The sequence below is a fragment of the Streptococcus sp. E17BB genome (genome assembly GCF_041807725.1).
GTDB lineage: Bacteria > Bacillota > Bacilli > Lactobacillales > Streptococcaceae > Streptococcus > Streptococcus entericus.
On the sequence record NZ_JBGTZC010000004.1, the window covers coordinates 1 to 25,136 of the forward strand.

A 25,136-nucleotide genomic window follows, 5' to 3' on the forward strand; every position below is an offset into this window, starting at 1 on the left:
TCAACAATTTGTTGCTTAAAGTCATCACTAAATTGACGACGGATTTTTCTAGACATAGAGTTCTCCTGTTTTCTTTAGTGTAGAACACTTTATAAATTCTGTCTAGTTTAGTGTAACCGATTCATTTTGATGGACAGGAGTTTGGACTTAGAACACCCAAGAAGCTCCATTAAACTAGAATTGGAATAGATGAGATAGATTGAACCGTCTTCATCAATCCAACCTGAACTTAGGGACAGTTCCAAACGGTCTTTTAAGACGGCATAAGCGACTTTAACCTCAAACTTCATGTCCTTGTATCGCTCACTCTCAAATAAGAGTTTTGGGAGCTTGTAATACCGTTCTGATGTTTGATACTGATTTGCACTAATGCGTTTCATGATTGTCCTCCAATACTTTGAGTGCTAGTTGACCAGTTGTAGCAATATTAACCAGCCCACTTGTTTCTAATTCTTTCAACATGTCTGTTGCTTTAGATGATGTAACTCCCATAACAATCATGAGATAGCTAACAACACCTAGGCGAGTTGATTCTGCAAGTTCCACGATTTTCCTCCCTGTAAAATAAAAAAGGCAAGAACACTCTAAATTGTTCTTGCCTAAGCAATTATATTTTCTAAATGNACACTCTAAATTGTTCTTGCCTAAGCAATTATATTTTCTAAATGTGATAATATCCTCCTTAAGAACAGATTGTAGAACGCTCAAATCCTCGATTTAACAGCGTTTTAAGCACCTGTCATTATTATGACACAATCCCCCCCCCCAGGAAGACCCCAACTGTTAAAATCACCCCGCCGTTGCAAGAGAATCCTACCTGCTTCGTCGGTCAAAATCCCACCAGCAAAGGTCAGCATAATCTTGTCATGTCCGACTTTTGAGCGGATATAAGAAATATAATCTTGCGTCATGATGCTCCTTTCTCAGGAGAACAAAGCCCATAACTTGGGCAAAAAGATGATGAAGCCAACAATAACAGCTAAAAAAGACATCATCAAAACCGCTCCCGCTGCCATGTCCTTAGCATTTTTTGCTCGCATAGAAAAATGGTAATCACTCGCCAAGTCAACAACGTTTTCAATGGCTGAATTGACAATTTCCATGCAAATCACTCCAAAGATGCAAAGCAACAAAATCAGCCACTCAGTCGTAGACACCTTGAAAAACAGACCGGCAAGAAGAACGACAGCTGCTGATAGTACATGCTTTCTCATGTTGCGCTCTTGCACAAAACTTGTCTTTATGCCTGACCAAGCAAATTCAAAACTATTGATGAAATTGCTGTTTTTCCACTTTTGACGCTCTGCTTTGGGCTCAATGGGGTCAGATTTTTGATAAACCTTTACATCAGTCTCTTTTAAGTCCATAAGCTGTCAATATCTCCTCTTGCAAGCCAAACATTTCTGCTTCTTCTTCTGGTGTCTGATGGTCATAGCCATTGATGTGCAAAAAACCATGCACTGTTAAAAAGCCCATCTCTCGTTCGTAGGAATGGTCATACGCTAGAGCCTGCTCTGCCGCCTTGTCAATGGAGATAAATAACTCACCGATGTAACTATCAAATTCCGCCATCATCTCCATTAAATCAGTATCTTCTGCTAACTCATCATCAAAGACAATGGGCATTTCTGGCTTATATTCTAAACTAATCACATCGGTTGGTCGGTCTACACCGCGATAGAGCACATTTAACTCGTGACTGCGGGCATTGTCCACAAAGGTCACTGCCATTTCCTTGCCGACCTTGCCCAACTTAGCTGCCGCAAATTCTAAAATTTCTCTGGTTTGGATCAATATCTCCTCAGAGACCTGTCCAGTTTCATCAATGAGTTCAATATACATGACACAACTCACCTCTCTTCTTTACTTTGCCTTATTATAACATACTTCCCTATAAAATGCAGAAGATAACCCAAGAAAGAAAAGGCAGCAGATCGCCTGCCACCTTTTTACGCTCATCTTGCAGTAAACTGTTTAATGTTGTCGGCCTGATAGTGATAGCGATCCAACTTTTCCTTAGAAAGCTCACCACTGACAACTGCTGCCTTAACCGCACAGCCAGGTTCTGTCTTGTGCTGGCAGTCCGAAAACTTACAGCTGTCAGCCAAAGCCACAATATCATCAAAAAGGCTGACTGCTGAAACCACCTCTTGACTGTCAATCCCCTTAAAGCCAGGGCTATCAATCAAACAGTAATCCAGCTCCTCCAAAACATGGAGGGTCGTCCCTGTCGTGGTGTGCTTGCCCTTGCCATCACGCTTTTTCACCGCCTCAGTTCGCTCCAAATCCTGCCCCAGCAAACGGTTAAGGAGGCTGGACTTTCCTGCCCCTGAAGCACCAATCATCAAACCTATGCTTTGTGGAATGAGCTGACGCTTAACCACAGCAAGGGATTGGTCATCAAAGATGCTTAAAGCTGTAAAGCGAATATGAGGATAGAGACTGGATAAATGCGCTAATGTGTCATCCACCTGCGAACATAAATCCTTCTTAGTCAGCAGAACATGGAGTTCTTGTCCGTCCTGCTGAAAGACAAGGATAAATCGCTCTAGCTTAGATAGAGAGAAATTCTGGTCAAGCGCAATCAGGATAAAGAGCTGATCCACATTGCTAGCTAGAATCTGACTGGCTTCTAACTGACGATAGTCTTTCAGGCTATGATTAACTGCTTTTTTGACTACCTGTTCACGCGTCAACAAGCGTTCAATCACCAATCGCCCCTTCTGTTCAGTTAACTGAACAAGATCGCCAACCACATAGTTGGGCTCTCCATAACGTTTTTTGACCGTAATCACCTCGCCTGTGACCAAACCAATTTGATAGCTCTGCCTGGTCTCAGACACTAGTCTACCGTCTTGTTTTTGGTCTGACCTCGGTTTTAAACCATAGCCATAGTTTTCCATCAAATCACCTAAACGTTCTGTTGAATCTGATACATGTGGGCATAGACTCCATCTTGAGCCAGCAAGTCCTCAGGCCTGCCTCGCTCGACGATACGCCCCTTATCCAAGACCAAAATCTGGTCAGCGTGTTGAATGGTGGACAGGCGGTGAGCGATGATAAAGGTTGTGCGACCTTCTTTGACCACCTCCATGGCTAGCTGGATGACCTCTTCCGTCTCTGTGTCAATATGCGATGTCGCTTCATCTAAGATTAAGAGCTTGGGATTGGAAAAGAGCGTTCGAGCAAAGGCAATGAGCTGGCGCTCGCCGCTGGAGAAGGCTGCTCCCTTTTCCACCACAGGCTCATGGATGCCCTTGTCTAGTCTAGCTAACAAATCAGCTGCTCCAACTTTCTCCAGAGCTACGATAATGGCCTCGTCATCTACATCCGCCTGATCCATGGCAACATTGCTGGCAATGGTGCCTGTGAATAGGTAAGGATCTTGCAAGACAATGCCCATATAGCGCCTCAGGCTTTCTCGTGAAAACTGGTCAATAGCTTGACCATCCACCAAAATCTGTCCTTGAATTGGCTCATAAAAACGGTAGAGAAAGTTCATCAGAGAAGACTTACCAGAACCTGTATGTCCGACCAGATCGATGGTCTGCCCTTTCTCAGCGACGAGGTTGATGTCTGACAGGGTCGCTTGCCCCTCTTCATAAGCAAAGCTAACATGGTCAAAGATCACACGACCATCTGTCATCACCAGCTCTGCTGCCGCATCCATCTCGGTCTCCTCACCCAGCAACTCTTGAACTCGCTTACCAGTCTCGATAGAACGCTGAATATTGGGAAATTGCCGCACCAGCGCACCCATCAAATCAAACAAGTCCACCATGTAGTTGAGGTAGAGAAAGAGCCGTCCAGGGGTAATGGCTACCTTTCCAGAGAGAAATTGGTAACCCCCCAAGGTCAAAATGACTGTCACGACCAGATTACGAATAAATTCTGTCAAAGGCCAAGATGAAATAGACTGGCCCCAAATAATCCGCTTGTCGGCATCCAACAAATGACCTGCAGCTGCTTCAAACTCGCTTAGAACTGCCTCCTCCTGACCATAAAGTTGCAAGAGACTAGCCCCATTCATGGTCTCGTTGACTTGAGTATTGACCTGACTTCTGGCCTCAAAAAAGTCCTTGGTCGGCTGGTCTGTCAGCTTCTTGTAAAGCAGCTGCACCAGATAAAAGACTGGCAAGAGCAAGATAGCTCCCAGAGCAAGATTCAAATAAAAAACAATCCCATAGGTTAAAACCACCCGTAAGAAATTGGTCAGGAGATTGACCAAAATCCCGTAGAAATCATTGCGCAAGGTCTCTGTGTCGTTGACAATCCGTGTCGCCAACTGCCCTGCTGGCTTGTCTGAAAAGTAAGCAATCGGCAAATTCTGCATCACATCGTAGGCGCGATTGCGCAAATCTGCAACAATTTGATTGCCCGACCTCCGTAGCAAACGTGACGCCCAGTAAGTTAATCCCGCTCCCATGAGTAAGAGGAGCAAGTAGCCACTCATCAGTTGAAGAAAAGCTGACGCTTGAAAGACAGTTTGTCCCGTCAGTGGACGCAGATGAGCATCAATCGCTGTCTGAAGCATCATGGGGGCTAACTGACTGGCCATCGTTCCTAGTAAAAAGAGCACGACTGCCCAGAAAAAGAGCCACTTAACCTGCTTGATTTCCTTGATTAAGGTAAGAATAACTGTCATTATTGCCCTCCTTTCTGTGTTTGCTGGCGGTTGTACTGGTCAGCATACCAGCCACCTGCCGCCAGCAAGTCTGCTGGTCGTCCCTCTTCGATGATTTGACCGTCATCTAAAACCAAGACTCAATCCGCATGGTGAACCGCAGATAAGCGGTGGGCAACGATGAGGTTTGTCTTACCCTGACGCTCCTCTTGCAAGCGCTGGATAATTAGCCGCTCGGTCTTGGCATCGACCGCAGACAATGAGTCGTCCAAAATCAGCAGTTCTGGCTGACGAATCAGGGCACGAGCGATGGAAATCCGCTGCTTTTGCCCACCTGAAATGGACAAGCCCCGCTCCCCAATCATGGTCTCCAAACCATCTGCCATCCGTTCAACATCCTCAGTAAAGGCCGCCATCTCAATCGCTGCTGCCAGATCCTGGGCTGACGCAGCAGGATTTCCCAGCAGAATATTGTCTCTGACCGACTTAGAAAAGAGCACATGCTCCTGCGGCACATAGCCAATCAAGGTCTCAATCGAACGCCGCCGATAGTCCAAGACAGACCGCCCGTCAATGGTGAATGCCCCTTGACCAAGAGGGTATTGGCGTAAAAACTGACGGACCAAGGTTGTCTTACCTGAACCCGTTTTTCCGACAATCCCAACCGTCTGACCTGCCTGCAAGACCCAGTTGATGCCTAGTAAACTGTACCGCTCTGCCTGCGGATAAGTAAACTGATAGTTTTCAAAAGCATAGGTCTGCGGTTTTGTCAGCACGAGCTGACCATCTGCTTCCATGTCGTCACCAGTCTCAATCAGTTCATGGATTTTTTCAAAAGAAGTTTTCCCTGTCTGATAGACCAATAACAAATCCGCTATCATCCAAAAAGGCTCAATCAAAGACACCATATACAATTGTAAGGCCAACACCTGACCGAGGCTAATAGCTCCTTTTTGTAAAAAGTGAGCTCCCAACCACAAGACCGCTACCGTCGATATTCCTGGTAGCGTTACCACAACTGGATTGTAGAGAGACTGCCAGTCTCCAATACGATTACCTGTCTCTGCCAATTCATGAGTCCGTTTGCGGAACTGCTCACTCTGTATTTTGCTTTTCTGCTATAGGCACGGGTTACTTGAACCCCTTCTACGACTTCCAAAACCTCATTATTAAGCTGGGCAACCGCCTCACGGTTGTCTTCGATCAACTGGTCTTGTTTGCGACTAATCGCATACATCAAAGCCATCATGACAATCAGGGGCAACATGGAGACAAGCGTAACTTGCCAGGATAAAATCAGCATAGCAGGAAGAATAAAGGCAATCATTCCTCCAGCATACACCACAATCATCAATCCATAGCCTACTAATTCCATCAACCCTTCCACATCGGTCGAAAAGCGGGTCAACATATCCCCTGATCGGAATTTTTCATAAAAAGGTGTTCGCATACGAACCAGCTTCGTAAATGCCTGCTGCTGCAAGCCAAACTTAAAATCCACCAATCCTTGGAACAACTGTTTATGCCAAAGATGAGAAGAAACATAGCCAATGAAGGTAACAAGTACCAAAAACGAAATGTCATTCATCAAACTTTCTTGGGTTAGACTTTTCTGAGAGAGCTCATCCACCAATCGCTGCGTCACCTTTGTCGGTACTAGCAAGGTCACATCATAGACCACAATCAAAACCGCAATCCATAAATAGCGCCACTTGTGTTGCCGCATATAACTCCAAATCAAACCAAACATCTCTTCCTCCTTAAAAACACAAAAAACCTAGATGGACATAGCCACCCAGGTCAACGGTCTACAAAAATAGACCTATTCTTGCTTGTCAGAAAGGAGGCTTGTTCCATGTATACGTCTAACATTAATCATGATTACTGTGTTCATGGCTATACTCCTTCCTGTTTTGATGGTATTTATTATAACATAGATTCTTGACTTGTCAAGGGAATCGTGAATTTTTTCTTTTATGTCATTACCTGCTGTCGCTACTCGCTATTTTTCCACTAATTTTTTCCAAAACTCACGAAAACGCTCTGCTATTATTCTTAAGCTTCTGCCTCATACGCTTGGATAATTTCTGCTACCACAGGATGCCGCACCACGTCTTTAGCGGAAAAATGCACAAAGTCAATCGCAGCAATGCCCTGCAATTTTTCTGTGGCATCTATCAAGCCTGACTTGACCTTGCTGGGCAGGTCAATCTGACTGATATCACCATTGACAATCATCTTAGAATTGAAGCCCAGACGGGTCAGGAACATCTTCATCTGCATGATGGTAGTGTTTTGTGCCTCATCTAGAATGACAAAGGCATCGTCCAGTGTCCGTCCCCGCATGTAGGCTAGAGGGGCAATCTCGATAATCTCCCGCTCCATCAAGCGAGCGGTCTGCTCCTTGCCCAAAATCTGGTAAAGGGCGTCATAAACAGGGCGCAGATACGGGTCGACCTTTTCCTTGAGGTCACCCGGTAAAAAGCCCAGACTCTCACCAGCCTCAACCGCAGGGCGGGTCAGGATAATCCGCTTGACCTGTCCCCGCTTGAGGGCTGTTACCGCCAAGGTCACCGCCAAAAAAGTCTTTCCTGTCCCTGCTGGACCAATCCCAAAGACGATATCATGGCTCTTGACACTATCGACATAGACCTTCTGACCCAGCGTTTTAACTCGAATTGGCTTACCGTAGCTGTCTTTGATGATGTCCTCTTCATAGAGAGCGACAAATTTGTTCATCTCACCGCTGCGTGCCATACTGATCGCCATCACAACATCAGGTGTCGCGATGACCATGCCTCGTCCGACTAACACCAGCAAAGCCTCGATGACCAATCTCGCCAACTCAACCGCTGCCTCTTCGCCCAGCACCTGCACCACTTCCGTCCGAGCATGCAGAGTAACACCAAGCTCTTGCTCTATTAGCTTGAGGTAGCGCTCATTACTGCCAAACAAGCTTAGCATATCATCAGGGTGTTTTAAGCGAATGTCCAATGAAAAATCTTCCAAGTTTTTCTCCTTTTTTCTCTTTCGTCTATTATACCATAAAAGCTGTGTTTTTTTTGGGAAATAGCAGAGCTGTTCAGGCAGACTAACTGATTATTTCTCAAAAATAGAGGGGGACAATTCGACAGAAATTGATTAGCCGTTACCCCTCTCTGAAAAGTTAAGTAGGACTACTCAGCTGACGACATCTGCTTGTCAGGGATCAAGGTGTTCACGGTTCAGCTTTCAAAGATTATACGCCTTGAGACACTTGACAATTAGACATTGGCACGAAAGCGCCTAATGACCCGTGCATGGGCAACTCTAAAATCAGCAAAGCCGATAACAGTTGCTCCAAACCACTCTTTTCGCCTCGTTAGCGCTAATAAAATGAAAAAACCAGGATTATTATCCTAGCTTCCTCATTTTTTAGTTCTTATTTCAAATCATTATTCGTCATGATTTCATCAATAAACCCATAAGCCAAGGTTTCCTCAGCTGTCATCCAGTAATCGCGTTCGCCATCTTTATGAATCTGACGAACAGTCTTACCAGAATTATCAGCTAAGATTTGCTCTAAACGTTTACGGGTCTTGAGCAAGTGCTCAGCAGCAATAGCCATATCGGTCTGCTGAGTACCGCCACCAGTACCTCCCATCGGCTGATGGATCATGTACTCGGCATTTGGTAACATGAACCGTTTCCCTTTAGTTCCACTTGAAGCGATAACTGTTCCCATGCTAGCTGCCATCCCCATCACAATCGTCTGCACATCAGCTTTGATAAAGTTCATGGTATCCACGATAGCAAGACCTGCAGAAACAGATCCCCCAGGGGTATTGATATAGAGGTAAATGTCTTTGGTTGGGTCTTGAGCATCTAGAAATAACAACTGGGCAATGATAGAGTTTGCCATATTATCCTCAACTTGTCCTGTCAGCATAATGACACGATCTTTTAATAAGCGAGAATAAATATCGTAGGAACGTTCCCCACGGCTGGTTTGTTCAATAACTACTGGAATCATAATGTCTCCTTTTCTTGTTTCAGTATAGGTCTATTATAAGCGATTGGTCAAAAATGGTCAAATAAAAAACTTATCATTTTTAGCAAAAAGAAAGGAAGGTGATTTAGCTATCGCCCTCTTCCCTTCTGTTGACTAGTATCGACTAAACTATCTTTAAGAACCTGTCGGTGTCAAGACCTACTTAGTCCCAAATAAACGGTCACCCGCATCACCAAGACCTGGAACGATATAGCCGTTTTCGTTGAGTTTTTCATCCAATGCTGCCGTGAAAATTGGCACATCTGGGTGGGCTGCTGTGAGGGCTTCGACCCCTTCTGGCGCTGCAACCAAGCAGACAAACTTGATATTGGTTGCGCCACGCTTTTTCAGAGAATCAACCGCTAGGATGGCTGAGCCACCAGTCGCCAACATCGGATCAACCACAAAAATCTGGCGCTGGTCGATGTCCTCTGGCAATTTAACCAAATACTCAACAGGTGTCAAGGTTTCCTCATCACGGTACATGCCGATGTGCCCAACCTTAGCCGCAGGAACAAGGCTCAGAAGACCATCCACCATGCCGATACCTGCCCGCAAAATTGGCACAATAGCCAACTTTTTACCAGTCAACTGTTTCTGCACAGTCTTGGTAATAGGGGTTTCAATCTCAACGTCCTCAAGAGGCAAATCACGCAATACCTCGTAACCCATCAACATGGCAATTTCATTAACCAACTCACGAAAATCCTTGGTTGATGTTGTTGTCCGCCGCAGGATAGACAACTTGTGCTGAATCAGCGGATGCGAAATAACCTGACATTTTTCCATGATGAAAACCACCTTTTCTATTTTGTTATCTTAATTATTATAGCATAGTTGCGCCCGTTTTTCATCTCTGATATGCATTCTTTTGAAAAATAGCAGAGCTCTTTTTTGACATTCTGGGATAACCGTCGTTAACTCATTTTTACTGATTGAACCAGCAAAAAACCGACAGCTTTTGTAGTTGTCGGTCTTATGTTTGACTAGTTAATCTGACGACGATGAACCAAGCCAAGGCTTGCCAAGGTCGCTACCAGACCCAAACCTGTTAGTGCAAGGGAGCTAGCCTCACCTGTTTGTGGTAAGGTGTTTTTGCTCTCTGTTTTTGCTTTTGTTGCTTCAGTAGCTGATGTAGCTGGTTTGGTCAGTTTGGCAAACTGAGCCTTGACTTTATCCAAATCTTCAGTCGTTTCAGCAAAACTGATGAGAACTGCCAAGTCGCCTTTTTGCTCGTCAGTAAGATTAAACTGATCGATTTGCGCCAAAATCTGGGCACGTACAGGCGACAAGTCTGGTGCTTGTGGGGCTGGGGTGATTGGGGTTGGGCTTGTTGTGCCGTTATTGCCTGTGGCTGGTGGTGTAATCGTGTTCCCACTACCGTTGTTAATTGGTGGGTTTTCAGTATTTGTGCCATCGTTGGTAGTTGGCGGAGCTGGTGGGGTAGCCTCACCTTGGTTACTATTGCCAGCTGATGGTGGAGTTTGGTTGTCAGGCTGGTTATCTTGGTTATTACCATTGTTAGATGGTTCTGAAGCAGGATTATCTTTGGAGTAACTAAATCCAGCCAAAGCGAAGCCTAAGAGATTATCCCTTTTAATGTCTTCATAGGTATAGGTGAAACCATTTCGAGATATCCCATTATTATTAAAATCAATAAATATAAATCCTGGGAACTCCTTAGCTTCAACTGTAACTGACTCTCCTGGAGACAGCAAAAAAGTCTCACTTAAAAGTGTCCCTCACTCGCCATCTTCAGAGTAACCATATGATGCTATAACTTTCATTTGAGCAACATTTTCCTCAGCCCTCACAACCGTCGTACCAATCACAGGCAACTCAGTTGCTGTTGCAACTGCCCCAAGCGCTACCAGTGTCAGGCTGGTCACGCCATACTTTAGAAGTTTTTTCATAAACTCCTCCTTTTTTATAAATAGTTGCTGTTTAGAAGAGCTTGGCTTGAAAAGTCAAGCTCTATATACTAGTATATAGGCATTTTGTCAAGTTTTTTGTTCAAAAAACAGCAAAAACCTGCCGAAGGCAGGTCTTTTCAGTGATTTTCACGAATTTTCAAGCACTCCTCAGGAACTTTAGATCTTTCCAGCTTACTCTGCTCTGCTATTTGACAGACAAAAAACGGCCAAAGCCGTTATCTGTCATCAATCAGTGAGCCACAATCTCCTGAGCAATCTCACGACCAGTCAAGCCAGTCTCGTAATAGGTTGGCCAGTTGTCCAGCTCCTCGAGTAAGACCTTGTGATCCTCAGCCCCCCAGTAGATGTGGAAGTGCTCAGAGTCTTGCGGTGCGATGGCGTGGTCGCTAAACTGAATATTTTTGAACTCACCAGCATCAGCGTCATCCGTTGTAAAGAGGTAACGCACGCCACGATTGCCTTTTTTATAAGTCAACACTTCGTAGCCGACATACTTGTAGGTAAAGGTTTTCTTCTCGCCACCACGGACAAAGGTCATGGTGTTCTTGTCGCCGTCAATGATGATGTTATCAACATCGGTCTTGTAACCAACAGTGTAGTAGTCCTTATACTCGCTAGCTATCATGGTCTTGCCAGTCTTAGCCTTGTAGTCCCAGACAGGGTCAAGTGTACCATCGACCAGATAAGGGTAAACCGACTGCCAGTCGCCATCCCAGTCCGCTAATGTGCGGTCAGTGATGTCCTTGTCCTCAAAGTACCCCTTATAAACCGTCTTGGTCTTGTCCTCTTCAGGCTTGATGGCATCGCCAGCTGTTTCTGTGGTCAATAGCAGAGCTTTCAGGTTGTCTCGCATGACAGAGAAATAATCAGCTCCCTTAGCCATCTCCTGCTCTGTTAGACTTTCCAGCGGGTTGAGGACAGCTGTCTCCACCCCAACCTCATTTGCCAGAGTTTTGGCAACGTTTGAGGAGGCATTTTCTTCAAAATAAATGTACTTGACGCCGTTAGCCTTAACGTATTCAGCTAGCTCAGCCAAGCGTTTGGCTGATGGCTCGCTATCTGCCGATACCCCAGCGATAGGGATTTGGGTCAGGCCATACTCCAGTGCCAAGTAGCCAAAGGCGGCGTGTTGGACAACGAAGCTGGTTTGTTTTGGGCTTGCCAGAGCAGTATCATATTCCTTGTCCAGTTCTTCTAGCTTAGCGATGTAAGCAGCAGCATTCTTTTCAAAAGCGCCTGCTGATTTTGGAAATTCTGCCTTGAGGTCATCACGGATATTTTCCACCAGTTTGATGGCCAAGCTCGGTGCCAACCAAACGTGGGGATCGAGTTCATGGGTGTGTCCCTCTTCACCGTGATCGTGGTCAGCGTGGTCATGCTCCTCTTCAGCGACACCAGGCGCTAAAATCATGTCCCCAGTCGCCTTGACAAAGGTCACCTTATCCGTGTCAACAGCTTCCTCGACATCATGCACCCAGGTTTCCATGTTCTCATCATCATAGACAAAGGCATCAGCGTCTTGGATTTTAGCGATGTCCTTGGTTGATGGCTCAAAACCGTGTACTTCAGTTCCTGCCTTGATCAAGAGTTCAACATTGCCCTCATCACCAACGATGTTTTTGGTGTACTCATAAATGGGGTAAAAACTTGCAACCACCTCTAGTTTCTCATCCGTTTTGGACGAATTGTTAGCCGAGCAGGCTGCCAAGCCCAATGTCGAAAGACTTAGTAAGCCAACAACTGCCAGTAGTTTTCTTTTCATCTCTTTCTCCTTTTATTTTAACCAGTTAAAGGTCAACCAGTAAATTATATCATCTTGACCAAATTTGTCAAGCACAAAATTTGCTGTTATTGTTTGATAATCAAAGTATTTGCGTTTTAATAATTTCTATGAGATAATTAGCATTCAATCAGAGTTGTCCTATTTAAGATGGGGTAGTAATCACCCAATTACAACTGAGGTTGAATCTTTTATAAACGATATCTTATAAGGAGATTTTATATGAAATTTGTCGTTAACTATGCCGGCTCGCTTGTCTATCAGGCCTTTGATGTCATTGATGAAGCTGGAAAACTTGCCTATAAAATTCGTGGGAACACCTTGATGTTCGGTGCAAAAACGACTATTTTTAATGCAGATGACCAAGAATTAGCCCTGCTCAAGCAAAAAATCTCGTTAACCCACTACAGTTACAATATCCTACGAGATGATCAATTAATTGCCAACGTCACCAAGAAAAACCTATCCTTAAAGCCAAAATTCACCATTACTGGTCTAGACTGGTCTGTGGAAGGAAAGTTCCTATCACGCGAGTACAAACTCTTTAACAACAACGGTGAGGTTATTGCAATCATCAATAGGCAAGGTCTTCTGCAAGAAGGCGCTTATGCTTTTGAACTTATTGACCAAACCGTTGATCCTGTCACAATCCTTGCTGTTTTAACAGCTATCGATGCTGCTCTTATGCAGAAATAGTGTGGATTTCTTATCGCTCAAAACGCCCTCAGTGTCCTGTTTCTCACTGAGGGCGCTTTTTGTCTAAAGGGTCTGTACCATAAAACTTCTACTCTCCAGCACTTTCAGCATAGCTTTAGCCGTATCTAAAGCGGTGAAAAGCGGAACTCCATTTTCAATAGCAGCCTGACGGATTTTTGCCCCGTCCTGCCCTGCTGTTCGGTCGAGACCGGAAGTGTTAATCACGGCTTGAACCTTGCCCTGACGAATCGAGTTTAAAATATCAGCTCCTCCATCACCGATTTTGGGGACTGTCTGAACTGGCAAACCTTGCTCAATCAGGTAACGCGCTGTGCCTGCAGTTGCGATTAAGCCATAACCGATAGCTAGGAAACGTCTTGCGAGATCTAAAGCCTCCCCCTTGCTCTCATCAGCAATGGTAAAAATAATGTTGCCATGACTTGGCAGATGAAGATAGCTGGCTTCAAAGGCTTTATACAGCGCTTTTTCAAGCGTACGGTCTGTCCCCATCACCTCGCCTGTAGATTTCATTTCAGGACCAAGCAAGCTATCAACCTTGGCTAACTTGGTAAAGGAGAAGACAGGAGCTTTGATATGAACCTGCGGACTTTCTGGGTAGAGACCATCAACGTAGCCAAGCTCATCTAGTGTTTTGTCTAAGATCAGTTGGGTCGCGACCTGTGCCATTGGAATCCCTGTAACTTTAGAGAGAAATGGCACTGTCCGGCTGGCACGCGGGTTAACCTCAATCACATAGACTTGCTCATCTTTGATGACAAATTGAATATTCATCATACCAATACAGTTGAGCCCAATAGCCAAACGCTTGGTGTAATCCACAATGGTGTCTTGAACCGCCTCTGTCAGAGTCTGCGGCGGGTAGGCAGCCATCGAATCCCCAGAGTGAACTCCTGCCCGCTCAATGTGTTCCATAATACCTGGTATCAAAACTGTCTGACCATCCGAAATGGCATCAACTTCGCACTCTTGACCAATGATGTAGGAATCAATTAGGACGGGGTGGTCTGGGCTGGCTTTAACTGCCGTCCGCATATAGTTGCGAAGATCAGCCTCCTTGTCGACAATTTCCATGGCACGACCACCGAGAACATACGATGGGCGGACAAGCACCGGATAACCGATACGAGCGGCAGCTTGCACCGCACCTTCTTCATCAACAGCAGTTTGTCCTGGTGGTTGCGGGATGTCAAGCTCTCGCAGGGTCTGCTCAAAAAGATCACGGTCTTCTGCCCTGTCGAGATCCGCCACCTGTGTCCCCAAAATCTTAACACCTGCCTGGGCAAGAGGTTCAGCTAGATTGATTGCCGTCTGTCCACCAAATTGCACCACGACCCCAATCGGTTGCTCAAGGTCAATGACATGAAGCACATCTTCCAAAGTCAACGGTTCAAAGTAGAGCTTATCTGACACTGAAAAATCGGTCGAAACCGTTTCTGGGTTAGAGTTCATGATAATCGCCTCATAACCTGCCGTCTGAATGGCCTTGACCGAATGCACCGTCGCATAGTCAAACTCTACCCCTTGCCCGATACGGATAGGACCAGACCCTAACACCAGCACAGATGGTCGACCAGAAGCCACAGACTCATTCTCAAGACCGTAAGTAGAGTAAAAATACGGCGTCTCAGAAGCATACTCACCCGCGCAAGTATCCACCATCTTATAGACCGGCGTGATGCCGTTTTCCAGACGTTTCTGGCGAATAGCAGAGCTATCCACCTGCCACAGCTCTGCAATCTTGCGATCGGAAAAACCATGTTGCTTGGCCAGTTTCAAGAGCTGTAGCTCATTAGGTTGACTGGCTAAAGCAAGCTCCAACTGATAAATGTTAACCAATTTCGTGAGGAAGAAGCGATCAATCCCTGTTAAGTCGTAAAGCATATCCAGTTCACACTCTCGACGAATAGCTTCAGACAGGTAAAAGAGGCGGTCATCTTGTGCCTTGCTCAGTCGCTTCACAATCTCATCATCTGATACTTGACGGAGTTCTGGCAGTTCATTGTGGTGGGCTCCGATTTCTAGAGATCTGATGGCTTTGAGCAAGCTCTCCTCGATGTTACGACCAATGGCCATTACCTCCCCAGTTGCTTTCATCTGAGTACCTAACTGGCGATCTCCAGACTCAAACTTGTCAAATGGAAAACGGGGCAGTTTGGTCACCACATAATCAATGCTCGGTTCAAACATGGCATAGGTTGACCCTGTGACTGGATTTTTCATCTCATCGAGGGTCAGACCAACTGCTATTTTAGCGGCTAACTTAGCAATCGGAAAACCTGTTGCCTTAGAGGCTAAGGCAGACGAGCGAGATACGCGAGGGTTAACCTCAATAACATAATACTTAAAACTATGCGGATCAAGCGCTAACTGAACATTACAACCGCCCTCAATTTTTAAGGCTCTGATAATCTTGAGACTAGCATCTCGCATCAACTGGCACTCGATGGCAGACAGGGTCTGCGTCGGCGCCACCACAATCGAGTCTCCGGTGTGAATACCTACTGGATCAACGTTTTCCATGTTGCAGACCACCAAGGCGTTGTCTGCTGAGTCACGCATCACTTCGTATTCAATTTCCTTGTAACCTGCGATGGAACGCTCCACCAAGCACTGGGTGACTGGTGAGAGTTTAAGGCCGTTTTCTGCAATTTCTCGTAGCTCTGCTTCATTGGCACAAAGTCCACCCCCAGTACCACCAAGCGTAAAAGCAGGGCGAACAATGAGCGGATAACCGATACGCTCAGCAAACTCAAGGGCCTCATCAACAGTTGTGACAATAGTAGACTCTGGAATTGGCTCACCCAAAGTTTCCATCAACTGCTTAAAGAGATCACGATCCTCTGCCTGGTCAATGGCAGATAGCTTAGTCCCCAAGAGTTCAACTCCCAACTCATCTAAAATGCCTTCTTTGGATAACAACATGGCCATATTGAGCCCAGTCTGACCACCAAGTGTCGGCAGCAAAGCATCTGGTCGCTCTTTGCGCAAGATGCGAGAAACAAATTCTAGGGTAATTGGTTCGATATAAACCTTGTCCGCAATTTCTCGGTCAGTCATGATGGTGGCTGGGTTGGAATTAACAAGGACAACTTCATAACCTTCTTCCTTGAGTGCTAAACAGGCCTGAGTTCCAGCATAGTCAAACTCGGCTGCCTGGCCAATCACGATTGGGCCAGAGCCGATTACCATGATTTTCTTAATGTCTGTACGTTTTGGCATATTGTCCCCCTCTACGTTTTAGATTTGCTCTTGTCTTTTGGTCATGAGTTCTTGCCAGTCCATAAAGGTCTGACGTGTCGGCTCATAGTCAATGCCCATCACAGCTAGGTTCTTGTGTCTGGTCGCTTGAATGCTTTGGTCATTCAAATGACGGGCTAACACCTCTAGTTGCTCTGGCAAGTCAGCGTCCACTGCCGCTTCTGTTTGACTCTGCAAGGTAAAGGTCACACGTCCCGTCTCCTGTTCACGCACCGCATGGTTAGTCCCGTGATGTCCAATAGCCAAACGCTCGACCCTAGCCCCATTAGCTAGCGCCAAAACACGATGACCTAAACCAAGTCCCAAAATTGGCAGACTATCCTGCAAGCTCCTGACTAGTTCAACCACCTGTGGCAGCTGGTGAGCTCTCCCAGGACCGCTGGACAAAATCAGTCCACTTGGGGCTAGGGCTAGAATCTGTTCAGCTGAGCTATCCCAAGGCACAACCGTAACTTGCCAGTCTAAGTGTTTAAGTGTTTTTAACAGGGCTTGTTTCAGTCCCAAATCAAGGATCACAACACGACGACCTGTCCCTGGCAAGGCATAAGCTGTCTTGGTCGATACCCTGTCAACGAGATTCTGCTCAATTGCTTCGACCTGATTGGGCTCATCTCGCTGGTCGGTCAACTGTGCTCTAATAGAGCCTCTGTCTCTAATCAAACGCGTCAGCGCTCGCGTATCCAAACCAGAAATACCTGGAATCCCTTTGCGGCGCAAAAACTCATCTAAGGTCATCTGACTGCGCCAGTTACTGCCTTCTTTTCCCCATTCATAAACAATAACACCTCGGCAGTCTGAATAGAAAGAATTATCATCATCAGCATTTAGCCCATAGTTGCCAATTGTTGGGTAAGTAAAAACCACAAGATGACCAGCATGAGCTGGGTCTGTAATGGTTTCTTGGTAGCCAACCATACCTGTTGTAAAGACCAGCTCACCAGTTGTTGTCACATCAGCTCCAAAGGCTTCTCCCTCAAACACTGTGCCATCTTCTAAGATTAAATACCGTTTTGCCATGTTCTCTCCTTACAAATAGTGCAATTTTCCACGGAAATCATCTAAACATTCGTAGCCTTTTTCAGCCATGATGCTCCGCAATTCTGCCTCCAAGCGGTCAAAAATCGCTGGGCCCTCCTCCTGAAGAGCTGTTCCGACCTGCACCAGACGTGCACCGCAGAGGATATGCTCAAAGACATCACGACCAGAGCTCACACCACCTGTTCCGATGATAGCAATCGATGGTTTCAACCGCTGATAAAAGGCATGGACATTGGCCAGAGCTGTCGGCTTGATGTAACTTCCTCCAAGACCCCCAAACCCATTTTTGGGCTTGATAGCTACCGTCTCGTCGTCAATGTAGAGGGCATTGCCGATACTGTTGACCGTATTGACAAAGGTCAAGGGAAACTGATTGAGCACCTTGGCGATTTGGTCAAAATGAGTGAGATCAAAGTAAGGCGGTAATTTCACTCCCAAAGGCTGGTCAAAGTAGGCGAAAACTTCTGTCAGGAGTTCGTTGACACCTTCGGTGTCATAGCCCAGCTGGGGTTTGCCGATAAGGTTGGGACAAGAAAGATTGAGCTCCACAAGACCATTGTAGCTAGAAGACTGGATTTTCCTGAGCAGGGTATGAGTTTCCTCACGAGACAGCCCCGTCACGGATAGGAATGGCGAGCTCCCCCCAACCTCTACCGTTTTGAGGTAGTCCAGATAGTAGTCAATGCCCAAATTTGGCAAGCCCATGGAATTGATAGACCCTAGCGGTACTGCCTTGTAACGCGGTGTCGGATTGCCCTCGCGTGGATTGAGCGTAGCAGACTTGGTGACAAAGGTGGTCGCCTTAGATGCCCGCAAGTCATCCAGTTCAGTTCGGTCATAACAATGAACACCAGAGGCATTCATCACACAGCTGTCAAAACTAAATTGTCCAAGAGTGGTTTGTAATCTGGTCATGTTATTTCTCCTCGTAAACGATTTGTCCTTGATAAATGGTCACCAATGCTTTCCCATAAACGGTCTGTCCACCGTAAGGGGTATTTCTGCCTTTGCTGAGAAACTGGTCTGGGTCGATGGCATAAGCCGTCTCGGTATCTAAAATCACCATGTCAGCAGAGCTGCCAACCGTCAACCTACCATAAGGCAAATCAAAACAGGTTGCCACGTCCTCAGTCATCAGCGCCAGCAATTTTTCCAACGGTAACATCCCTGTCCGCACCAAATGAGTGTAAAGCAAACCAAAAGCCGTTTCACTACCGACGATACCAAAAGCTGCTTGGGTCATGGAGCAGTTTTTTTCCTCAGGCGCATGCGGCGCGTGGTCAGTGGCGATGATGTCAATGGCGCCATCCAAAAGCCCCTCAATCAGAGCCTGTCTATCCTGAGTTGACCGTAAAGGCGGGTTCATCTTCCACAGGCCAGTATCGTGAGTAATGTCCATCTCGTCGCTAACCAGATGGTGAGGGCAAACCTCGCAAGTCACTCGAATGCCATTTTTCTTGGCCTCGCGCACCAAGCGCACCGAGGCTTCGGTGGAAACATGGCAGACATGATAATGGCAACCTGTGGCTTCCGCCAATAAGATGTCTCTGGCAATCTGCACGCTCTCACAAACAGACGGAATGCCTGGCAACCCTAGCTCCTGACTACGTTTACCCTCGTGCATACAACCGCCTCGTATAAGAGAATTTTCCTCGCAATGAGCGACAATCGGCTTGCCCAATGAAGTTGCCAAACGCATGGCCTCATACATGGTATTGGCATCTTGAACCCCACGCCCATCATCACTAAAGGCAAAAACACGCTGTGCCAAATCCGTCATATCTGCCAAGTCCTGCCCCATTTCCTCTTTGGTAATCGCGCCATAAGGAAGCGCCCTGATAACACTATGCTGGGCAATCAAGTCTAGTTGCTGCTGCAAATGTTCTCGACTGTCTGGGACAGGATTGAGGTTTGGCATGGGCATGACTGTTGTAAATCCACCTCTGGCAGCCGCTCGACTGGCCTGAGCAATGGTTTCCTTGTGCGGAAAACCTGGTTCTCGCCAGTGGACATGAACATCAATGAAGCCTGGCGACACATAGCGACCAGCTGCATCAAGTACCTCATCCCCTATCGGATCAATCCGCTCGGCTATTTCTCCGATATACCCTTGGGCAATGAGAATGTCTCGCTTAACCCACTTTCCGTCTAGGAAAATCGTGGCATTTGTGATTAACATCTGTCCCTCCTATAAGTTGTTGCCGGTGATGATGTGCTCTAAAATCGCCTGCCGCATGAAAACACCATTGGTCATCTGGTCAAAAATAACTGACTTGTCCGCTTCCACCAACTGGCTAGCAATCTCCGCCCCACGGTTAACAGGAGCAGGGTGCATAACAATCACCTCTTGTTTGAGTTTCTTGTAGCGTTCCAAGGTCAGCCCATAAGCCTGATGATAGCTTGTTATGTCTGACAATTTCGTTCCAAAATGCCGCTCATGCTGCAGACGTAAAAGCATGCAGACATCCAACTCTGGTAAAACGGTGTCAAAATCAACCATTTCACCTAAGGTCTTATCCTCAAAAGCTTCTGGACCGACAAAGACAACCGTCGCGCCTAGCCTTTTCAAGGTATGGTAATTGCTTCTGGCTACTCGAGAGTGCTTGATGTCGCCAACAATAGCTACCCTGAGCCCTTCAATGCGACCAAAACGCTCATAAATGGTCATCAGATCCAACAGACACTGGCTGGGGTGTTCACCGCTGCCGTCACCTCCGTTGATTACTGGCACCGTCAGACCCGCTAGTTCATCAGTATAATAATTCTCTTTAGGGTGGCGGATAACCAGCACCTGACAACCAATAGCTGCCATAGTCTGACAGGTATCGTAGAGACTTTCGCCTTTGTTGACTGAGGAAGTATCCGCGTCAAAATTGATAACACGAAGCCCCAGTTTTTGCTCTGCCACCTCAAAACTGTGCTTGGTTCGGGTCGAATGTTCAAAAAAGAGATTAGAAACGAAGAGATCTGAACGATGCAGGGGTGGGCTACCTGCTTTCAGCGCCAAAGCTCGATGGATTAGTCCATAGACTTGCTCAGTTGTCAGGTCCGACATGCGGATAAGGTTGATCATCACAACTCCTTTCTTACCCCGTAGGGTTGGTTTAGGGAAAATAGCTGAGCTAAACAGATGAGTTTTCTAGCTCGTGTCAATACTCGGCTTATCAAGTTCTTGAAAAAAGTGCTGAACCTGAGATAAGTCCGATTGTGCTAAATAGCCCTCTTCAACAGCCAACCTCAGCAAGGTTTCTCGGTCAGACAGGGTGTACAGTGGCACATTTGCTGCTGCAAAGGCCTTCTCGGCTCTCTTGAGCTGATAGGTAAAAATCGCCACAACTCCAACCACTTCAATATCAGCTTGACGCAAGATGTGAACGGCCTCCAAAACACTACCTCCAGTTGAAATCAAGTCTTCAATCAAGACGACCTTGGTGTTTGGGATTTGATACCCTTCAATTTGCTGGCTACGACCGTGCTTCTTTTGACTACTTCGGACATAACCCAGTGGCTTATTGAGATGGTCTGCTAAGATCGAAGCCATCGGGATACCTGCCGTGGCAGTCCCCATGATGGCGTCATAATCTAGGGATTGAATCTGGGCAACTAAGGCATCCTTCACCTGACGACGTTGTTCAGGAAAAGCCAGTACACGGCGATTGTCACAGTAGATCGGCGACTGTATACCGCTAGCCCAAGTAAAGGGCTGATCTGGTGATAGAAAGACAGCCTTAGTCTCTAAGAGCAGTCTTGCAAGAGCAGTTTTTGTCATAGAAGTTCCTCCTCAATAGCTAGATAGGTTTGGTAAGGGTGTGCTGATTGGCTGATGCTGCGCCCAACGACAATATAATCAGACCCAGCTGTCTTGGCAAGAGCCGGTGTCGCTACCCGTTTCTGGTCAGCTGCTCGGCTATTTCCAAAAGAAATCCCAGGCGTCACACAGATAAAGTCCGCCCCACAGGCATCGTGAATGGCTGCTACCTCATGGACACTGCACACCACCCCGTCCATACCAGCTGCTTTAGCGTTGCGAGCGTAAGCTAAGGTTGTCTCTAGGGCAGGTTGAGAGAGACCAAGCTCTTTCTGGAGTTGCTGATCATCAAGCGAGGTCAGGATGGTCACTGCAATACAGAGGCTATCTGGATTGACTAACTTGACAGCATTGACAGCCGCTGTCATCATGGCTATGCCACCTCCAGCATGCACATTTAGCATGTCCGCACCCAGTGTCGCCAGTTGGGTCATGCCTTGGGAGACGGTGTTTGGGATATCGTGGAGCTTGAGGTCAAGAAAAACCTGAAACCCCTTAGCTTTCAACTCACGAACAAAATCAGCCCCCAGAGCGTAGTACAGCTCCATGCCAACCTTGACATAGATCGGTTCTGGAAAATCAGCAAGCAAATCCCATGCTTGATCGGCAGTAGGCACATCCAGTGCCAGTATGGTTTTTGTCATCACGCCTCCTTAATTAGCCTCAGGCAACAAAAAAGTGCCCTGTCATCGACAAGGCACCTGTAAATGGCTTCACAACAAGTTGGATACAGCAAAGACATCATCAGCAATAAAATTTCTGGTGCATGCTCTTTGACTGCTAGGGTCAGCTGGTTGTTTTTCTAACGTTACCCTATCGTTCGGGTAACACAATAAAGCCTAGAAAACATAACCATTTTCCCATACGCTATTTGTCAGATTCAGTTACCTTGCTCGCCTCTCTGGACGAATTTAAAGATATTCTGAATTGATTCTAGCATATTCTAATAAAAAATGCAAGAGATTTTGTTTAGAATTTCAAATATTTACGGACAGATAGGCTAGACCCAATCGCACCAATCACAATCCCGACAGCAAATAGTCCGCCGACAACATAGTATAGGAAAGGCACTGGTGGGTACAGAGAAAGGTTCTGCACAACTAATCCGGGATTCCATTCGCTATAGGCAAAATGGTAACCAAAATAAACCAATAAGGCAGGCATGATCGCCCCAAGTAAGCCTACAAGAGCTCCCTCAATAAAGAAAGGTCCGCGAATATAGCCGCTCTTAGCACCAACCAAACGCATAATCTGAATCTCACGGCTGCGTGAGATAATGGTCATTCTGATGGTATTGGAAATAAAGAATATGGCCATGACTAAAATGAGCGCTGTAATGCCTACCCCCCAAATTCGAACAGTATCCGCCAATTTGAAGAGAGCTTCAGCTTTCAGACCGCCGTAAGACACTGAGTCAACCCCAGCAATTTTTTCAATGGCAGCTGTGACCGACTTAACTGAATCAGGTGTCTTAGTAGAAACAATGTAAATATCTGATAGAGGGTTATCCTGATCATAGATTTCCCAAGCTTCACCCATGGTTTGTTTCAAAGCAACGAGCTGCTCATCCTTACTAGAAAAGGTGATTTGGTCAACATCTGGCAAGGCCATGATTTGATCATAAACCTTGTGATAATCAGGGTTTGGCACTGTTTCTCCACGGTCATTGACAATCGTTTCGTTATTATCCGTTGATTCGTACAAAAGGAAAGTGTTGATTTGAACATTGCCCTCAACGCCTGTTGTTAGGCGTTCCGCATTGATGATAATAACTGAGAAGAAAGCCAACAGGGTCAAGGTTAGGCTAACAGATGATGTCGCAATCACACTCATCAAGCCGTTTCGAATCAATCCTTTCACGGCTTCCCAAAAATGTCTAAATGGTCTAATCATCGTAACCGTAATCTCCTTTCTCTTGGTCTCTGACCACGCGCCCATTTTCAATAGCGACAACGCGGTGGCGCAAGGTGTTGACAATCTGGCTGTTGTGGGTCGCCATTAAAATAGTTGTCCCTTGCATATTGATACGCTCAAGAAGCTTCATGATTTCCCAAGAGTTATCAGGATCAAGGTTACCTGTCGGCTCATCAGCAATCAAGAGTTTCGGATTGTTAACAATAGCTCGCGCGATAGCCACACGCTGTTGCTCACCACCTGATAATTGGTCAGGAAAGGCACGCATCTTGTGCTTGAGACCAACAAGTTCTAGCACTTCAGGAACACGTTTTTTGATGGTTTTACGTCTTTCACCGATAACTTCCATAGCGTAAGCGACATTCTCAAAAACAGTCTTACGGGGCAGAAGTTTATAGTCTTGGAAAACAACGCCAATCGAGCGACGAAGATAGGGCAGGTGTTTGGGTTTGAGGTTGGTGACATCAAACTCACCTACCTTAATACGACCACTGGTCGCCTTTTCCTCGTGATAAATCAGTTTGATAAAACTTGATTTACCAGCCCCTGATGGGCCAACGATATAGACAAATTCGCCTTGGTTGACATCAAGGTCAACACCGCGCAAGGCAGTTGTCGAGCGATGGTATTTCTTGGTCACATCGCGTAATTCAATCAGTGCCATAGACACTCCTTTCGTTTTTCAGCTCAGAGCAGTTGCTCAGCTCTGCTATTTCTCAGAAAATCCTAAACCTAAGAGGTTCTGATAAATAAGAATGCAAAGGGCAGAACTTCTCCTCACTCTCTCGTTTTCAAGCTCAGGCTAAAACAAGCCACTGGCTTTCCCTCGCTACCTCATTTTCAAGCTCAGGCTAAAACAAGCCACTGGCTTGTTTTACTCATCCACACCCATTTTCCACTTGAGGTAGGCGTCGATAAAGCCATCAATCTCACCATCCATGACCTTGTCCACCTGAGCAACCTCATAGCTGGTCCGATGGTCTTTGACCATGGTGTAAGGGGTAAAGACATAGGAACGAATCTGGCTGCCCCATGTGATTTCTTTCTTGTCACCTTTGAGGGCAGACACTTCAGCCGCCTTTTTCTCTTCTTCCAACTGATAGAGCTTGGCTTGGAGCATCTTCATGGCTCTGTCTCGGTTGCCGTACTGGGTGCGGTCAACAGTTGAAGCGACAACAATTCCTGTCGGAATGTGGGTCAAGCGCACCCCTGTTGAGACCTTGTTGACGTTCTGACCACCTGCACCACCTGAACGGAAGGTGTCTATCTTGACCTCATCATCACGGATAGCAATCTCGATGTTATCGTCTAACTCCGGCATGACCTCAACAGAGGCAAATGAGGTATGACGACGTTTCGCCGAGTCAAAGGGTGAAATCCGCACCAAACGGTGAACCCCCATCTCTGACTTTAATAAACCGTAGGCATTTGGCCCTTGAAAAGACAGGGTCACTGACTTAATCCCAGCCTCGTCTCCCGCCTGATAGTCCAAGGTTTCTACCTTAAACCCTCTAGCATTGCCAAAACGCATGTACATGCGAAGCAGCAAATCACCCCAGTCCTGAGCCTCAGTACCACCAGAGCCTGGGTGAATCTCCAAAATAGCGTTGTTGCTATCATAGGGTTCTGATAAGAGTAGCGTCATCTCGTAGCTGGTCATCAGACCCTCAAGCCTCGTCAAACTGTCAGACAACTCCTCCAACAAACTCTCGTCCTCTGCTCCCATCTCCAGCAGCAACTCGCACTCGTCGCAGAGCTCCGTCATGTCATGAAAGGTCTGGTAGGTTGTTTTGAGGTCATTTAGCTCCTGAGAGACCTTTTGCGCCGCCTGATTATCATTCCAAAAATCTGGCTCAGTCATAAGGTGCTCTAAGGTCGCGATGTCCTCTTCCAAACGGTCGAGGTCAAAGAGACCTCCCAAAGCTGGTTAGCTTTGCACGCAGGTTCGCAATCTTGTTGCGGCTGTCAATCATATCCATAGTTTACCTCGCTGGTTCTTTTTTAGGGCAATAGCAGAGCTGCACCCCAGTGTT

22 protein-coding genes and 3 pseudogenes are annotated in these 25,136 nt (G+C 46.4%); 1 reads left to right on the forward strand and 24 read right to left on the reverse strand.

The genetic code is table 11. From position 1 onward, the window contains the following. Positions 1-125: 125 nt before the first annotated feature. From ACERC7_RS01475 to ACERC7_RS01540, 14 genes and pseudogenes are all read right to left on the reverse strand, one after another. Positions 126-380: pseudogene (locus ACERC7_RS01475) on the reverse strand (replication initiator protein A); the annotation flags it as partial. Next, the gene (locus tag ACERC7_RS01480) at positions 367-546 is read right to left on the reverse strand and encodes a hypothetical protein (RefSeq protein WP_043026295.1); all 180 of its coding nucleotides are present in this window, start codon (positions 544-546) and stop codon (positions 367-369) included. The pseudogene ACERC7_RS01475 and the gene ACERC7_RS01480, both read right to left, overlap by 14 nt. Before the next feature lie 215 nt (positions 547-761). Beyond that, positions 762-911 (reverse strand): annotated as a pseudogene (locus tag ACERC7_RS01485) (DNA mismatch repair protein MutT); the annotation flags it as partial. A gap of 12 nt (positions 912-923) precedes the next feature. Then, on the reverse strand, positions 924-1,367 hold the full coding sequence (locus tag ACERC7_RS01490; protein ID WP_373665937.1) for a diacylglycerol kinase family protein: 444 nt from the start codon (positions 1,365-1,367) through the stop codon (positions 924-926). Next, entirely contained in the window at positions 1,348-1,842 is a 495-nt protein-coding gene (ybeY, locus tag ACERC7_RS01495; protein WP_373665938.1) for an rRNA maturation RNase YbeY, read from the reverse strand. The genes ACERC7_RS01490 and ybeY overlap by 20 nt, the downstream gene beginning before the upstream one ends. Before the next feature lie 113 nt (positions 1,843-1,955). Next, positions 1,956-2,903 (reverse strand): ribosome small subunit-dependent GTPase A, encoded by a 948-nt coding sequence (gene rsgA / locus ACERC7_RS01500; RefSeq protein ID WP_373665939.1) that lies wholly within the window; start codon positions 2,901-2,903, stop codon positions 1,956-1,958. A gap of 8 nt (positions 2,904-2,911) precedes the next feature. Then, positions 2,912-4,645, reverse strand: a complete 1,734-nt coding sequence (locus tag ACERC7_RS01505; protein WP_373665940.1) for an ABC transporter ATP-binding protein — start codon at positions 4,643-4,645, stop codon at positions 2,912-2,914. Continuing rightward, a pseudogene (locus ACERC7_RS01510) lies at positions 4,645-6,374 on the reverse strand (ABC transporter ATP-binding protein). The gene ACERC7_RS01505 and the pseudogene ACERC7_RS01510 overlap by 1 nt, the downstream one beginning before the upstream one ends. A gap of 305 nt (positions 6,375-6,679) precedes the next feature. After that, positions 6,680-7,588 (reverse strand): PhoH family protein, encoded by a 909-nt coding sequence (locus tag ACERC7_RS01515; RefSeq protein ID WP_373658249.1) that lies wholly within the window; start codon positions 7,586-7,588, stop codon positions 6,680-6,682. A gap of 457 nt (positions 7,589-8,045) precedes the next feature. Beyond that, complete coding sequence (locus ACERC7_RS01520; RefSeq protein ID WP_018369150.1) at positions 8,046-8,636, reverse strand: ATP-dependent Clp protease proteolytic subunit; 591 nt, start codon at positions 8,634-8,636, stop codon at positions 8,046-8,048. 177 nt (positions 8,637-8,813) lie between these two features. Continuing rightward, a complete protein-coding gene (upp, locus tag ACERC7_RS01525; protein ID WP_373658243.1) occupies positions 8,814-9,443 on the reverse strand; it encodes a uracil phosphoribosyltransferase in 630 nt (209 codons plus the stop codon). Between the two features lie 197 nt (positions 9,444-9,640). After that, positions 9,641-10,372 (reverse strand): LPXTG cell wall anchor domain-containing protein, encoded by a 732-nt coding sequence (locus ACERC7_RS01530; RefSeq protein ID WP_373665941.1) that lies wholly within the window; start codon positions 10,370-10,372, stop codon positions 9,641-9,643. A gap of 24 nt (positions 10,373-10,396) precedes the next feature. Further along, positions 10,397-10,567 (reverse strand): hypothetical protein, encoded by a 171-nt coding sequence (locus tag ACERC7_RS01535; RefSeq protein ID WP_373658241.1) that lies wholly within the window; start codon positions 10,565-10,567, stop codon positions 10,397-10,399. Positions 10,568-10,817: 250 nt separating this feature from the next. After that, positions 10,818-12,350, reverse strand: a complete 1,533-nt coding sequence (locus tag ACERC7_RS01540; protein ID WP_373660050.1) for a zinc ABC transporter substrate-binding protein AdcA — start codon at positions 12,348-12,350, stop codon at positions 10,818-10,820. Positions 12,351-12,590: 240 nt separating this feature from the next. Between ACERC7_RS01540 and ACERC7_RS01545 the strand changes: the two genes are divergently transcribed. After that, positions 12,591-13,064: an LURP-one-related/scramblase family protein gene (locus ACERC7_RS01545; protein WP_373658238.1), complete on the forward strand. Its 474-nt coding sequence runs from the start codon at positions 12,591-12,593 to the stop codon at positions 13,062-13,064. 63 nt (positions 13,065-13,127) lie between these two features. On the opposite strand, the gene carB is transcribed toward ACERC7_RS01545, so the two are convergent. From carB to prfB, 10 genes are all read right to left on the reverse strand, one after another. Further along, complete coding sequence (carB, locus tag ACERC7_RS01550) at positions 13,128-16,304, reverse strand: carbamoyl-phosphate synthase large subunit (RefSeq protein ID WP_373665942.1); 3,177 nt, start codon at positions 16,302-16,304, stop codon at positions 13,128-13,130. An 18-nt stretch (positions 16,305-16,322) separates the two neighbouring features. Then, positions 16,323-17,360 (reverse strand): carbamoyl phosphate synthase small subunit, encoded by a 1,038-nt coding sequence (locus ACERC7_RS01555; RefSeq protein ID WP_373660052.1) that lies wholly within the window; start codon positions 17,358-17,360, stop codon positions 16,323-16,325. A 9-nt stretch (positions 17,361-17,369) separates the two neighbouring features. Next, positions 17,370-18,296, reverse strand: coding sequence for a dihydroorotate oxidase (locus ACERC7_RS01560; RefSeq protein ID WP_373658234.1), 927 nt, complete (start codon positions 18,294-18,296; stop codon positions 17,370-17,372). 1 nt (position 18,297) lies between these two features. After that, positions 18,298-19,560: a dihydroorotase gene (locus tag ACERC7_RS01565; RefSeq protein WP_373665943.1), complete on the reverse strand. Its 1,263-nt coding sequence runs from the start codon at positions 19,558-19,560 to the stop codon at positions 18,298-18,300. A 9-nt stretch (positions 19,561-19,569) separates the two neighbouring features. Then, entirely contained in the window at positions 19,570-20,454 is an 885-nt protein-coding gene (locus tag ACERC7_RS01570) for an aspartate carbamoyltransferase catalytic subunit (RefSeq protein WP_373665944.1), read from the reverse strand. A gap of 66 nt (positions 20,455-20,520) precedes the next feature. Beyond that, positions 20,521-21,150, reverse strand: a complete 630-nt coding sequence (pyrE, locus tag ACERC7_RS01575; RefSeq protein ID WP_373660055.1) for an orotate phosphoribosyltransferase — start codon at positions 21,148-21,150, stop codon at positions 20,521-20,523. Beyond that, positions 21,147-21,833, reverse strand: a complete 687-nt coding sequence (gene pyrF, locus ACERC7_RS01580; RefSeq protein WP_373660057.1) for an orotidine-5'-phosphate decarboxylase — start codon at positions 21,831-21,833, stop codon at positions 21,147-21,149. Before pyrF ends, pyrE begins: the two co-directional genes overlap by 4 nt. A 325-nt stretch (positions 21,834-22,158) precedes the next feature. Beyond that, a complete protein-coding gene (gene ftsX, locus ACERC7_RS01585) occupies positions 22,159-23,082 on the reverse strand; it encodes a permease-like cell division protein FtsX (RefSeq protein ID WP_373660058.1) in 924 nt (307 codons plus the stop codon). After that, entirely contained in the window at positions 23,075-23,767 is a 693-nt protein-coding gene (gene ftsE, locus ACERC7_RS01590; RefSeq protein WP_018369163.1) for a cell division ATP-binding protein FtsE, read from the reverse strand. Before ftsE ends, ftsX begins: the two co-directional genes overlap by 8 nt. Before the next feature lie 210 nt (positions 23,768-23,977). Then, a protein-coding gene (gene prfB, locus ACERC7_RS01595; RefSeq protein ID WP_373660059.1) for a peptide chain release factor 2 occupies positions 23,978-25,082 on the reverse strand; the annotation gives its coding sequence in 2 pieces (ribosomal slippage) (positions 23,978-25,009 and positions 25,011-25,082; 1,104 coding nt in all). Positions 25,083-25,136 lie beyond the last annotated feature (54 nt).

Coding starts and splice junctions, on each gene's coding strand:
- ACERC7_RS01490 (WP_373665937.1), bottom strand. CDS start 1,367: ATGGACTTAAAAGAGACTGATGTAAAGGTTTATCAAAAATCTGACCCC.
- ybeY (WP_373665938.1), bottom strand. CDS start 1,842: ATGTATATTGAACTCATTGATGAAACTGGACAGGTCTCTGAGGAGATA.
- rsgA (WP_373665939.1), bottom strand. CDS start 2,903: ATGGAAAACTATGGCTATGGTTTAAAACCGAGGTCAGACCAAAAACAA.
- ACERC7_RS01505 (WP_373665940.1), bottom strand. CDS start 4,645: ATGACAGTTATTCTTACCTTAATCAAGGAAATCAAGCAGGTTAAGTGG.
- ACERC7_RS01515 (WP_373658249.1), bottom strand. CDS start 7,588: ATGCTAAGCTTGTTTGGCAGTAATGAGCGCTACCTCAAGCTAATAGAG.
- ACERC7_RS01520 (WP_018369150.1), bottom strand. CDS start 8,636: ATGATTCCAGTAGTTATTGAACAAACCAGCCGTGGGGAACGTTCCTAC.
- upp (WP_373658243.1), bottom strand. CDS start 9,443: ATGGAAAAATGTCAGGTTATTTCGCATCCGCTGATTCAGCACAAGTTG.
- ACERC7_RS01535 (WP_373658241.1), bottom strand. CDS start 10,567: ATGAAAAAACTTCTAAAGTATGGCGTGACCAGCCTGACACTGGTAGCG.
- ACERC7_RS01540 (WP_373660050.1), bottom strand. CDS start 12,350: ATGAAAAGAAAACTACTGGCAGTTGTTGGCTTACTAAGTCTTTCGACA.
- ACERC7_RS01545 (WP_373658238.1), top strand. CDS start 12,591: ATGAAATTTGTCGTTAACTATGCCGGCTCGCTTGTCTATCAGGCCTTT.
- carB (WP_373665942.1), bottom strand. CDS start 16,304: ATGCCAAAACGTACAGACATTAAGAAAATCATGGTAATCGGCTCTGGC.
- ACERC7_RS01555 (WP_373660052.1), bottom strand. CDS start 17,360: ATGGCAAAACGGTATTTAATCTTAGAAGATGGCACAGTGTTTGAGGGA.
- ACERC7_RS01560 (WP_373658234.1), bottom strand. CDS start 18,296: ATGACCAGATTACAAACCACTCTTGGACAATTTAGTTTTGACAGCTGT.
- ACERC7_RS01565 (WP_373665943.1), bottom strand. CDS start 19,560: ATGTTAATCACAAATGCCACGATTTTCCTAGACGGAAAGTGGGTTAAG.
- ACERC7_RS01570 (WP_373665944.1), bottom strand. CDS start 20,454: ATGATCAACCTTATCCGCATGTCGGACCTGACAACTGAGCAAGTCTAT.
- pyrE (WP_373660055.1), bottom strand. CDS start 21,150: ATGACAAAAACTGCTCTTGCAAGACTGCTCTTAGAGACTAAGGCTGTC.
- pyrF (WP_373660057.1), bottom strand. CDS start 21,833: ATGACAAAAACCATACTGGCACTGGATGTGCCTACTGCCGATCAAGCA.
- ftsX (WP_373660058.1), bottom strand. CDS start 23,082: ATGATTAGACCATTTAGACATTTTTGGGAAGCCGTGAAAGGATTGATT.
- ftsE (WP_018369163.1), bottom strand. CDS start 23,767: ATGGCACTGATTGAATTACGCGATGTGACCAAGAAATACCATCGCTCG.